The organism is Amycolatopsis sp. NPDC098790, assembly GCF_044759945.1.
Lineage (GTDB): Bacteria > Actinomycetota > Actinomycetes > Mycobacteriales > Pseudonocardiaceae > Amycolatopsis.
The window spans coordinates 953,728-965,260 of sequence record NZ_JBIWAI010000001.1 but is presented as its reverse complement, the minus strand read 5'-3'; the positions used below and the strand labels follow the sequence as shown (position 1 = coordinate 965,260).

Here is an 11,533-nt window from a genome sequence, read left to right as displayed (position 1 = left end):
TCAGGGCAACCAGGAAACGTGACCTTTGAGCAGCGAATACCCGACGAACGACACGAAGTCGAACAGAGTGTGCGCGGCGACGAGCGGCCACAGCCGGTTCGTCTTCTGCCACAGCCGCCCGAACACCAGGCCCATGACGAAGTTGCCGACGAACCCGCCGAACCCCTGGTACAGGTGGTACGACCCGCGCAGCACGGCCGCGCCGAACACGGCGGTGTTCTCCCGGACGCCGAGCTGCCGCAACCGCGTCAGCAGGTACCCGATGACCAGGACCTCTTCGGCGAACGCGTTGCCGAACGCCGAGAGCGTCAGCGTGATCGGCCGCCACCACGTGTCGCCCAATGTGGACGGTTGCACCGCGAGGCTGAAGCCCAGGTGGTAGGAGATGAAGTACAGCGCCAGGCCGGGAATCCCGATCAGCGCCGCGAGCCCGATGGTCAGCAACGCGTCCCGCCGCGGCGACCGGCGGTCCAGCCCGACCTGGGCCATCTTGATGCCCGCGCGCCACAGGAAGTACAGCCCGAGCGCGCCCCACCCGACCAGCTGGGCGGCCGAGAGCAGCTGCTTGAGCAGGTCGATCAGGCTCGCCGCGGCCTGCGGCACGTTGAGCTGGACCTGCTGCTGGGCCAGCGGCACCGGCTGCAGCAGGGAGTCCACAAGGGACAGCAAGCTGCGCACGCCGGACAGCCCGAGCGTGATGCCGAAGACGATCAGCAGCTCGACCTTGATCGCCCGGCGTTCGACCGGGTCTTCGATCGCGCCGGGGAACTCGGGGCGGGCCGGGGCCAGCCACGATCGCGCGGTGAACGTCATGTCCGCACGCTACCGTCGGGACATGCCGAGGAGCATCGCCACCAACGAAACCGTCGACCGCGCCGCGCTGGTCGAGTTCCTGTCCACCCGCCACCGCGCGATCCTGCTGACCACGAAGGCCGACGGCGGCCCGCAGCTCTCGCCGGTCACCTGCGGCGTCGACGCCGAGGGCAGGCTCGTCATCTCCACCTACCCGAAGCGCGCCAAGATCGTGAACATCAAGCGCAACCCGAAGGTCTCGGCCTGCATCCTGTCCGACGAGTGGAACGACCAGTGGGTCCAGCTCAACGGCACCGCCGAAGTGCTGGACATCCCGGACTCCGTCGAGCCGCTCGTGGAGTACTTCCGCGCGATTTCCGGCGAACACCCGGACTGGGACGAATACCGCGAAGCCATGGTCAAGCAGGGCAAGAGCATCATCCGCGTGACGATCGAGAGCTGGGGCCCGATCGCCAAGGGCGGTTTCCCCGCCGAACTAGCCTGACGCGCCCCGCAGGAACGGGCAGCCGACCAGCCGCCGCAGCTCCATCGCGAGCTGCGGCGGGCTGTCGACGGACTTCGAAAACGCCAGCCGGACGTCGTGGTCGCCCGCGTCGGACTCGACGCGCAGCCGCAGCCCGAACCGGTCGAGCCCGAGCGGGCGGATCCGGCCGCCGCGCAGCTCCGCCGGCAGGTGCTTGGCCAGCTGGTCGACGACGTCGGAGTGGTCGCTCTCCAGGTGCCGCAGCCACTGGGCCTCGTAGTCGTGGAAGGGGTCCGGCGGCGCCGCGCTGAACATGTGCGGGCGCAGCGAGTGCGTGCCTTCGGCGTCGGCGAGCACGAGCGACGCCGGGGTGAGCCGCAGCAGCGTCACGCCGTGGCCGACGTCGAGGAGGCGTTCGTCCGGCCGCGACTCGGCGATCGCCACCGCCCGCGCGCGGGCCGAGACCGGCGAGAGCGGCCGCAGCCAGCCGGTGATCCACAGCAGCCCGCGGATCGGTTCGCGCAGGTCGACCGGCGCCTGGTCGGCGAGCTCGACCATCACGGCCAGCTCGCCGCGCTGGGTCTGCTTCGCCGCCGCGACCATCGGGTGGTCGTCGGCGAGCAGCACGCTGACGCTGCCGCTGTGGTGCACGTGGTGCAGGACCGGGACGACGCGCTCGCCGTCGAGACCGGCTCGTTCGCAGGTGGGCAGCAAGGACGCGGGACCGTTCCGGGTCGCGATCGTCTTGGCGCGCTCGGCGGGGTTCGGCGCCGGCGGGCGGCGGATGGATGTCGGGGCCTCGGTCACGGCTCACCTCCTACTTAGGTGAGCCTAACCTGAATCCGGCGGTCTGGATAGTCGTTCGATTGCGGTCCGGGTCACGCGGTGCTCCGCTGAACGGCCCATCCGGTAACGCCGGTGTGCAAATTCCCGAAAAGGCCGGTGAACAGTGAGGCTTGGGGGCCAGCGTGCAGATCGTCCCGGTACCCGAACGCGTGCCCGCGTTCGAGCTCGACCCCGCGATGCCGTCCGGCGCGCTGCCCATCTTCGGCGAGTACCTCGACCGGATCGGCCGCGGCGCCGGGGACCGGCGGTTGCTGACCTGGTTGTTCCTGGCGTTCGGGGTCGCCCAGTTCGTCACCGGCGCGGGGGTCGCCCTGCCGCTCGGCACGCTCGCGCTGGCCGGGTCGATCGAGGTGTGGTGGTTCTGCCACGCGTACGCCAGGGTGCCGGAGACGAGGCTGAAGCGGGAAGCGTTCCGGCAGGTGGACATCGCCGCGGACGGGCTGGTCGCGGCCGGGCGGACGGTCGGCGTGCGCCTGCCGGACGGCCGGTGGCTGCGCGTCCGGCTCGACGAGGCGTACCGGTTGCTGGTGGCCGGGCACCGGCGGGTGTGGCTGCTGGGCCGGGGTCCGAAGGTGTTCGTCGGCTTCTCCGGCGTGGTGCGCGTCCGCCGGGCGCGGATCCACGACGCGCCGCCGGCCGGTGCCGTGGCGGTGACCGCCCCGGCCTGGTCCGGTTCGCCGCGGCTCGATCCCGTGCTGACCGCGCACCGCCGCCAGATCGCCCGCGAGCTGCGCGCGACGGCGGCGTTCCTGCTGGTCCTGGCCGGGTTCGCGCTGTGGGTCCGGCTCGGCTTCCCGGCCGTGGGGTGGGTCGCGTGGCCGTTCGCGGCCGGCGCGCTGCTGAGTGCGTTCGCGGCCGTGGCGCGCTCGTTCGCCCACGGCCGCCCCCTCGCAGCCGAGCACTGGACCGAGCTGCGGGCGGTGCTGGACGGCCCGGTCCGGATGAGCCGCCGAGGCGGCGCGGCCCGGCTGAGTGGCCTGACGATGCTGGCCGACGGAACGGTGATCGGCTTCCGCCTCCCCAAGGCGGACCCGTCGATGGCGGCGAACATCGCGGCGACGGGCCGCCTGTGGATCGCGGGCGTCCCGAAGCCGGGCGCGGCGAAGACGGGCGTGCCGGGCTACCCCGTGCTGGGCACAGTCTGGCTGGGCTGAGCCCAGCTGGGCCGCCACGCCCCGGCGGCGCGCTCGTTGTCCGCGAAGTGCCGCCGAAGCGCGGCCAGCCCGGGGTGCGCGTTGTCCCGGCGCCAGACCAGTGAATGCGGGTAGACCGGCACGGGATTTTCGATCGGCACGAGCTTGAGGTCGTGCCCGGGCGGCCACAGAACGCGGCTGCCCGCCCCGACGAGGGTCGCCACCTCGGCTGATTCCGCGATGGTGTCGAGGACGACTTCGGTCCCGAAGTTCGGCCCGGCGGCGTCGATCGACAGGCCGAACGCGGCCGCGAACTCGGCGTAGTAAGCGCCCCACTCGGTCCCGGGGACGACGCCGGGCATCCAGAGCCGATGTCCGGCGAGGTCGGTTGGCGCAATGGAAGTCGATCGGGCCAGGGGGTGGGCCGGGCCGCACAGCAGCTGGATGGGCTCGTCGAACACCCACTGGGCATCGAGGTCCTCGGGCAGCTCGACGACGGCGCGGAAGGAGGCGTCGACCGAGCCGTCCCGGACCGCGGCGGTGTCGAAGAGCGCCACGACTTCCAGCGCGATGTCCGGATGGGCTTCGTGAAACCTGCGTAGTAGCGAAGCGGGACACAGCCGCCGCCCGATGACGTCGACCCGGAGCGGCCCGCTGCGCACCGAAGCAAGGGCTCGGACCTCGGCGCGGAGGAGTTCGCGGGCGTGGGGCAGGAAGGCGCGCCCGTCCCCGGTGAGGACGGCTCCCCGCGCGGTCCGGGTGAACAGCCGCGCACCGAGCGACTTCTCCAGCGCGGCAATGCGTTTGGAGACGGCTTGCTGCGTGACGGAGAGATCGACCGCGGCATCCTGAAACCGCCCGGCCTCCGCGGCGGCGACAAAGGTGCGCACGGCATCGAGGTCCACAGCGGTCGACTCTAGATTCACAACGCGGTGTTGTGGCTCGCCGCCGGGTCGGTTGTTTGCTCCGCCCCACCCTCCCCGGCTTTGATCTCCCCCGTGATGCGCAGACGGCTCGGGCCGCGATTCCGATGGCTCTGGTCGGCCTACGCGGTAAGCGCCTTCGGCACCTGGCTCGGCTTCGGAGCCTTCCCGATGCTGGCCATCCTCGTCCTCCACTCCGGCCCCGCCGCAGTCTCCGCACTCGCCGCCGTCGGGCCGGCCGTCGGGGCCCTCGTCGCCGTCCCGCTGGGGCCCTGGGTAGACCGGCGAAGCAAACGGCCGGTCATGGTCGCGATGGACCTCGTCCGCTTCGGCGCCCTCGTCAGCGTCCCCGCCCTCTACGCCCTCGGCGCGCTCACCTTCGCGCAGCTCCTCGTCGTCTCGGCCGTCGTCGCCGCGGCCGACATCACCTTCACCTCCGCCAGCGGCGCCTTCCTCAAAGGACTCGTCCCGCCCGAAGACCTCCTCGTCGCCAACGGCCGCTTCGAGTCGACGAACTGGACCGCCACCGCGCTCGGCCCACCCCTCGGCGGAGCCGCCTTCGCGCTCTTCGGCCCGGTGACGTCGATCGCCGCCAACGCCGTCAGCTTCCTGCTCTCCGCACTCGGGATCCGGGCGATCGGCGGGGGCGAAGCACGCCCGCGCCATACGACCCGCCTACGCGCGCGCGACCTGGCCGACGGCTGGCGCACCATCCTCACCCACCCCGGACTGCGCCCTCTCTACTTCAACGTCGTCCTCTTCAACGGCCTCATCATGGGCACCGAACCGCTCCTCGCCGTGCTGATGCTGAACCAGCTCGGGTTCACGCCGTGGCAGTACGGGCTCGCGTTCGCCGTGCCGTGCCTCGGCGGGCTCGCCGGCTCGCGGCTGACCCCGCGGCTCGTCCGGCGGTTCGGCAGGCACCCCGTCCTGCTGACGTCCGGGGCGGTCCGCGCGTGCTGGCTGCTCGCGCTGGCCTTCCTGCCGGGCGGTGCCGGCGGGCTCGTCTTCGTGATGCTCGTCGAGCTGGGCCTGATCGTGAGCTGCAGCGTGTTCAACCCCGTCCTCGCGACCTACCGGCTCGAGCAGCTCCCGGCGGACCGCGTCGCGAGCACGCTCTCGGCGTGGTCGGTCAGCACCAAGGCGTCGATCGCCACCCTGACCGCGCTTTGGGGCGTGCTCGCGAGCTTCACCGGCCCGCGCGTCGCGATCGGCGTCGCCGGGGTCCTGGTCCTGGTGACGCCGGTGCTGCTGCCGCGCCGCGACCGGACGCCCGTGGCCGTCTAGCCCAGCGACTTCCGCGTCGCCTGCTCGGTCTCCAGCACGCCCTGCCGGATGCCCTCCAGCTGATCGCTCAGCTCACGCACCGCGCCGGTGTCGACCGCGACGTCCGTGGTCGCCGCCGTCAGCTCGGCAACCCTGGCCACCAGGCTGTCCAACCCCAGCGCACCCGACTGCAGCTGGGCCAGCAGCTTGTCGCGCGCGCCAGAAAGCCGCGTGTGGACGTCCTGCTGCGCCTGGACCGCCGACAACGCCTGCTCGAGGTCACCACGGACCTCCTCGCGCGCCGAGGGCAGCGACCCCTCCAGCCGGCGGCGTTCGCGCGTCACGGCGTCGAGGTCGACGCGGGACAGGGCCTTCCCGGTCGCCGACGCGCGGCCCGCCAAGCGCCGCAGCGTTTCCAGCGTCTCTTCGACCACCGGCTCCATGTCCGAGACGCGGTCGGCCAGCGGACCGGCGTCGAGCGACGCGCTCAGCGACGTGAACCCGTCGGCCGCGCCCTCGGCCCGGTGCAGCCAGTTCTCCTCGTCCGACCCGGGAACCACGTCGAGGACCCGCACTTCGCGAGGGGCCGGCTGCTGCTCACGGCCCAACGCCGCCACGCCCGCGCGCGCGGCCAGCACCGCCACCCCGATCAGCAGGGCGAGGAGCACCGGCAGCTGGACGGCCCACGCCACCCCCGCCGCCGTGGCGGCCAGCAGCAGACCCCACGGTTCGGCGAGCTCACGGGCGAACTTCATGTCAGAAATTCGAGATCACAGAGGTGAACACCTGGTTGATCGTGTCCGGTTTGGACGAATCGTACTCCGATCCTTCGGTCGCTTCCGCGATCTGCTTCAGCACGCCCTGGTCGGCGTCCGAGCCGTAGGCGATGGTGAACAGCCGGACCGTCTCCGCGTTGCCCTCCGGCCGCAGCTGCGGCAGCAGGTGCTCGAGGTCGACGCCGCCGGAGTCCTCGTTGCGGCCGTCGGTCAAGACGACGACCGCGTTGATCGCCGCCGGGTCGACGTGCGCCTTCATGTACTCGTACGCGGCCTGCGAAGAGTCGTAGAGCCCGGTGCCGGCCTGCGGTGTCAGCCCGCTCAGCCGCGACGCCAGGATCTCGCGGCCGTCGGTGCCGAGCGCCCGCACCGGGAACAGCTCCTGGTAGTCCTTGTCGCCGTCGAGGTGGGTCGAGAACTGCCAGAGCCCGACCTGGTCGCGCGGCACGAACTGGCCGAGCGCGTCGATCGCGGCCTGCTTGGCCAGGTCGATCTTGCTCTTGCCGGTGCCCTTGACCTCGTCGCCCATCGAGCCCGAGACGTCCACGACGAGCAGCACGTTCGCCTTCTTGCGCAGCTCGGTCCACGACGCCAGCAGCTTCGACAACACCGTTGGCGACGGCGGCCGGATGAAGTTGATCTTCGCGTCCGGCTGGACGCCGTTCTGGGTCGTCGCCTGCGGACCCGGCTTGCCCTCGAACGAGCGGAAGCCGAGCGCGGCGAACCGCTGCTGCGTCTCCGGGCCGCGCAGGTAGCCGAGGAAGTCGGCGGCGATCTGCTTGCGCGTCGGGTCGGCCCAGTTCAGCGTGACGAACGGGTGGTCGGAGTTGAGTGTGCCGTCCGCCGGGTAGATCGCGACGATCGGCACCTTCGGCGGCGCGTGCTGGCCGACCTTCGCCGGGTCGTTCGTCGGGTTGCCCTGGTTGTAGCCGATCAGCGAGCTCTCCTCGACGGTCACCGCCGAGATGTAGGACAGCGCGGCGCCGCGGTCGTCGGCCTTCTGCAGGTTGGTCAGGAAGGTCAGCGTGTTGTCGCCGTAGTGCACGATCGCCTGCTCGATGTTCGAGACGAACTGCCTGGCCTCGGGCTTCTCGAGCGCGGCGGCGGTGAGGTCGGACGACGTCCCGGTGGCCGCGTAGTACGCGCCGATGGTCGCGTTGAGACCGGCGGTGGAGATGTTCGGGTTCGTCTTGCCCAGCCGGAACTTGCCCCACTCCGGGTGGCCGTACTTCGCCCAGCCCGCCGGGTCGGTCGCGAACGTGGCGAGGTCCTTCCAGCCGATCGGCTTGGCCGGCCAGCCCAGCGCTTCGGCCATCGGCTTCGGCATGGCGACGGTCAGCGGCGAGTTCGCGACCGACTGCGGGTCGCCGTCCGGCACGATCGACCCCGTGTCGCCCTTCGCGTTGACGCGCAGCAGGTTGACCCAGCCGCTCGCGGCCGGCGTCCAGACGTCGGGGCGCGGCCCGTCGGTCGCCTCGTTCCAGCCGTTCGCCAGCGCCTGCATCGCGATACCGGACGACTTCGACTTCACCACGACGTCGACGCAATGGCCGGCGACGGTCCGTCCGGAGTAGGCCTTGGCGGCTTCTTGGACTATTCCGACCTTTTCCGGGGACGACGCGACGTTGAGCGCGATCGCGTCCGCGCCCGTGCATTTCGGCGCCTCCGCCTCATCGCCCGAGTCGCTGGTCCAGGCCCGGATCCCGATGATCAGCCCGGCGGCGACCACGATCGCGGCCACGAACGGGAGGATTTTTCTCTTTCGCCGAGCTGGTTGGGAATTGATCATCGAACCCCTCCCCGTTCCGCCACCGAAATACCATTATCGGGCAGCGGAACGAGAAGGGGACGGTAATTTGACTATTGCTTAGGACCGCGGCGCGACCACGTCCACGCGTAGCCGGGGTCCTCGGACGCGTCGGCCGCCTCGCCGAGCTCCAGCGGCGCGAACGTGTCGACCATGACGGCGGTCTCGTCGAAGAACTCCGCGCCGATCGACGCCTCCGCCGCGCCCGGCTGCGGGCCGTGCGTGAAGCCGGACGGGTGCAGCGACAGCGAGCCGATCCCGATGCCCGAGCCCTTGCGGGCCTCGTAGTTGCCGCGCACGTAGAACATCAGCTCGTCGGAGTCGACGTTTGCGTGGTTGTACGGCACCGGGATCGAGTCCTCGTGGTAGTCGACCTTCCGCGGGCAGAAGGAGCAGACGACGAAGTTCGGGCCCTCGAACGTCTGGTGCACCGGCGGCGGTTGGTGGACGCGGCCGGTGATGGGCTCGAAGTCGTCGATGTTGAACGCCCAGGGGTAGAGGCAGCCGTCCCAGCCGACGACGTCGAAGGGGTGCGTCGCGTACGTGTAGCGCGTCAGGCCCGCGCGGTGGCGCACGAGGACCTCGACGTCCTCGCCGTCTTCCAGCAGCGGCTCGGTGGGCCCGCGGACGTCGCGTTCGCAGTACGGCGAGTGCTCCAGGAACTGGCCCTTCGCCGACAGGTACCGCTTCGGCGGCCCGATGTGCCCGCGCGCCTCCAGGATGAAGAGGCCGACTTCGCCGTGGGGGACGACCCGGTAGGTGCACGACGTCGGGATGACGAGGTAGTCGCCGTCGCCGACCTCGAGGCGGCCGTAGATCGTCTCGACGGTCGCGGAGCCGCCCTGGACGTAGAACAGCTCGTCGCCGGCCGCGTTGCGGTAGAGCGGGCTGGGCGCGGTCGCCGTGACGAACCCGATGGTGACGTCGTTGTTGCCGAACAGCCGGCGCCGGTCGGTCACCGCGTCGGCCTCGCCACCGAACTTGAGGTCCCGGGTCTGGAACGCCCGCGGCTTGAGCGGGTGGTTCGGCGTCAGCGACCCGCGGTCCTCTTCGACGGCGACCGCGTCGACGATCGCCGTCGGCAGGCCGCGATGGTAGAGCAGGGCGGAGTCGGCGGAGAAGCCCTCGACACCCATCAGCTCCTCGGCGTAGAGGCCGCCGTCGGGCTTGCGGAACGCGGTGTGCCGCTTGTGCGGGATCTCGCCTACTTGCCGGTAGTAAGGCATCGGCGCTCCCTCCAAAAGGTGTCCGTTGTGCGAACGATTTTGTCCTCATGTCGTACGCTACTAGCGTGTCAGTCGTGTCAAGCGCTGTGGAACTCACGCCCCCCGGCCCCCGTGGAATTCCTCCCCTGTTCGCGAGGCTCGTCGACGACTCGGCGCTGTTCCCTCCGGGCGATGCCGCCATGCCCGAAGCCCTGCGCGCGCACTTCGCGAGCCGGGAGTCCGAACACGCCGGTGTCCTGGGGGTTTTCCTCTGCCAGGCGTCGCGCCTGCCGGAGCTGATCACCGAGCTGATCAAGATCAAGCCGAAGCAGCCGCTGCCGCTTTCGCTGATCATCGACACCGGTCTCGGCGGGGTCCCGAAGGCCATCTCCATCGTCGAGTCGCGCAGTGAGCTGCTGGCGCTGCGGATGGTCGAGATGCCGGCGCCGTCGGACGTCGACGAGGTCTGGCTGGAGCGCGTCTCGGAGTTCGTCCCGGAGGACGTCATCCGCGTCGTCGAACCGCGGCGCGGCGTCGGCTGGCTGGACGGCGTGCGCAAGGTGATCGAGCACGGCAGCTGGCCGAAGATCCGCTGCGGCGGCCAGGCGGGCGAGAACTTCCCGAGCGTCGACGAGGTGGCGGACTTCCTCGCCGTCGTCAGCGGGTCGGAAGGGGCGTCGTTCAAGGCGACGAACAGCCTGCACCGCGCGGTCCGGCACGCCGACCCCGACACCGGGTTCGTGCACCACGGCTTCCTGAACCTGCTCGTGGCCTCCGCGCGCAGCCTTTCCGGCGGTGACGTCCGGGCGGCGCTGGAGTCGACCGACGCCGAAGCACTGGCGGACGAGGCCCGCGCGTTGTCCGAGCCGGCCGCGAAGGCCGTCAGGGCGCTCTTCGCGTCGTACGCGGCGGCGTCGTTCGAGCAGCCGGTGCGCGACATGGGCGAACTCGGCTTGCTGTGACCAGCCGGGAGGGGTCGCTGACGCTCGACCGCGGGCTGGCGCTGCTGCAGGCAGTGGCCGACGCCGGCGGCGACGCGGCGACCATCTCCGAGCTGGCCGTGGCCATCGGGGCCAGCCGCGCGGCCGTCTATCGGCTGCTCGTGCCGCTGTCGGAGCGCGGGCTGGTCTGGCGGGACGGCACGAAGGTCCGGCTCGGCGTCGGCCTGCTCCGGCTGGCCGGGCAGGTGCTGCCGCAGCTGCGGGACGCGGCCGGCCCGGTGCTGCGCGAGCTGGCCGAGAAGGTCGGCGCGACCGCGCACCTGTCGGTCGCGCAGGGGACGCAAGCGCTTGCGGTGGCCGTCGTCGAGCCGTCGTGGACGAGTTTCCACGTCGCCTACCGCGTCGGGAGCAGGCACTCGCTGACGGCGGGCGCGGCCGGCAAGGCGATGTCGTTGCGCCCGGGTGGCGACGGCTGGGTGACGTCGACGGGCGAGCTGGAGGCGGGCGCGTCCGGCGTCGCGGCGCCGGTGCGTGGGGTGCCCGGGCTGAAGGCGAGCGTCGGCGTCGTCTCGATGGAGCCGCTCAAGGCCGCCGAAGTGGGTCCGCAGGTCGTCGCGGCCGCCGTCCGGCTGGCCGACATCCTGCGCGTCTAACGCCGCGAGACCGCCAGCAGCGGCCGGACCATGGTCAGCAGCAGGGCGACGTCGATGGTGAACAGCAGCCGCTCGAACAGGCCCAGCGTGACCTCCTGGTTGGCCGGGCCGAGGACGAGCGTGAGGACGAACCCGCCGAGCACCACGCCGACGCTGGCGAAGCTTGCCGCGGCCAGGCGCCGGATCGTCGTCCGGCGCGGCTCCCACGGGCAGCGCTCGCGGCCTTGCTTGGTCAGCACGAACGCGGCGGCCGGCAGGACGACGAACGCCGTGAGCGCGGCGAGGTTGTGGACCTGCCCGGCGGTCGAGCGCGCCTGTCCGTCCGGGTCGACGGGGACGAGCCCGCACACCAGCAGGCCGGCCGACCAGACGCCGAGGAGCACGCAGACGGCGGTGGTGCCGGGCCGGTGGGCCTTGGCGATGCCGGCGAGCAGCGCGACCGAGCCGAGCGACAGGGCCAGGCACATCACACTGAACAGCGGCGCGGCCGAGCCGTGCCCGAGCTTGCCGTAGACGTACTCCGACAGCGTCTGCCAGACGGGGCTGACCTGGCCCGACAGGCGCAGGTGCAGGTCGATCGAGATGGCCACGGCCAAGCCGATACCGCCGAGCGCGAGCCGCCCGTGCAGTGGCGAGACGGCGGCGGTCAAAGGCTTGTTCACCGGGCGCTCATCCTTTCGTTCCCGAAAGGTTACCCGGCGAACCTG

12 protein-coding genes are annotated in these 11,533 nt (G+C 71.5%); 5 read left to right on the top strand and 7 right to left on the bottom strand.

Annotated elements, in window-relative coordinates; translation table 11 throughout:
- Positions 1-813, bottom strand: a complete 813-nt coding sequence (locus ACIQWX_RS04880) for a CPBP family intramembrane glutamic endopeptidase (RefSeq protein WP_400865641.1) — start codon at positions 811-813, stop codon at positions 1-3.
- 22 nt (positions 814-835) lie between these two features.
- On the opposite strand from ACIQWX_RS04880, the gene ACIQWX_RS04875 reads away from it, so the two are divergent.
- On the top strand, positions 836-1,297 hold the full coding sequence (locus tag ACIQWX_RS04875) for a PPOX class F420-dependent oxidoreductase (RefSeq protein ID WP_400865639.1): 462 nt from the start codon (positions 836-838) through the stop codon (positions 1,295-1,297).
- Here ACIQWX_RS04875 and ACIQWX_RS04870 read toward each other — a convergent pair.
- Positions 1,289-2,083, bottom strand: a complete 795-nt coding sequence (locus ACIQWX_RS04870) for a DUF2470 domain-containing protein (protein WP_400865636.1) — start codon at positions 2,081-2,083, stop codon at positions 1,289-1,291. The genes ACIQWX_RS04875 and ACIQWX_RS04870 overlap by 9 nt on opposite strands.
- 161 nt (positions 2,084-2,244) lie before the next feature.
- On the opposite strand from ACIQWX_RS04870, the gene ACIQWX_RS04865 reads away from it, so the two are divergent.
- On the top strand, positions 2,245-3,276 hold the full coding sequence (locus ACIQWX_RS04865; protein WP_400865633.1) for a hypothetical protein: 1,032 nt from the start codon (positions 2,245-2,247) through the stop codon (positions 3,274-3,276).
- On the opposite strand, the gene ACIQWX_RS04860 is transcribed toward ACIQWX_RS04865, so the two are convergent.
- A complete protein-coding gene (locus ACIQWX_RS04860; RefSeq protein WP_400865630.1) occupies positions 3,243-4,160 on the bottom strand; it encodes a LysR family transcriptional regulator in 918 nt (305 codons plus the stop codon). The two genes, ACIQWX_RS04865 and ACIQWX_RS04860, sit on opposite strands and share 34 nt — an antisense overlap.
- A gap of 96 nt (positions 4,161-4,256) precedes the next feature.
- Here ACIQWX_RS04860 and ACIQWX_RS04855 point away from each other — a divergent pair, with 96 nt between their 5' ends.
- Positions 4,257-5,465, top strand: coding sequence for an MFS transporter (locus ACIQWX_RS04855; RefSeq protein WP_400869396.1), 1,209 nt, complete (start codon positions 4,257-4,259; stop codon positions 5,463-5,465).
- On the opposite strand, the gene ACIQWX_RS04850 is transcribed toward ACIQWX_RS04855, so the two are convergent.
- From ACIQWX_RS04850 to ACIQWX_RS04840, 3 genes are all read right to left on the bottom strand, one after another.
- Positions 5,462-6,199 (bottom strand): hypothetical protein, encoded by a 738-nt coding sequence (locus ACIQWX_RS04850; protein WP_400865627.1) that lies wholly within the window; start codon positions 6,197-6,199, stop codon positions 5,462-5,464. The two genes, ACIQWX_RS04855 and ACIQWX_RS04850, sit on opposite strands and share 4 nt — an antisense overlap.
- Position 6,200: 1 nt before the next feature.
- A complete protein-coding gene (locus ACIQWX_RS04845; RefSeq protein WP_400865625.1) occupies positions 6,201-8,009 on the bottom strand; it encodes a substrate-binding and VWA domain-containing protein in 1,809 nt (602 codons plus the stop codon).
- A 71-nt stretch (positions 8,010-8,080) separates the two neighbouring features.
- Positions 8,081-9,253 carry a homogentisate 1,2-dioxygenase gene (locus tag ACIQWX_RS04840; protein ID WP_400865622.1) on the bottom strand — a complete coding sequence of 391 codons (1,173 nt, stop codon included), beginning with the start codon at positions 9,251-9,253 and terminating at the stop codon, positions 8,081-8,083.
- Between the two features lie 86 nt (positions 9,254-9,339).
- On the opposite strand from ACIQWX_RS04840, the gene ACIQWX_RS04835 reads away from it, so the two are divergent.
- Both ACIQWX_RS04835 and ACIQWX_RS04830 read left to right on the top strand, forming a co-directional pair.
- A complete protein-coding gene (locus ACIQWX_RS04835; protein WP_400869394.1) occupies positions 9,340-10,194 on the top strand; it encodes a hypothetical protein in 855 nt (284 codons plus the stop codon).
- Positions 10,191-10,826 carry an IclR family transcriptional regulator gene (locus tag ACIQWX_RS04830; RefSeq protein ID WP_400865619.1) on the top strand — a complete coding sequence of 212 codons (636 nt, stop codon included), beginning with the start codon at positions 10,191-10,193 and terminating at the stop codon, positions 10,824-10,826. The genes ACIQWX_RS04835 and ACIQWX_RS04830 overlap by 4 nt, the downstream gene beginning before the upstream one ends.
- Here ACIQWX_RS04830 and ACIQWX_RS04825 read toward each other — a convergent pair.
- A complete protein-coding gene (locus tag ACIQWX_RS04825) occupies positions 10,823-11,488 on the bottom strand; it encodes a DUF998 domain-containing protein (RefSeq protein WP_400865616.1) in 666 nt (221 codons plus the stop codon). The two genes, ACIQWX_RS04830 and ACIQWX_RS04825, sit on opposite strands and share 4 nt — an antisense overlap.
- Between the last annotated feature and the right edge of the window lie 45 nt (positions 11,489-11,533).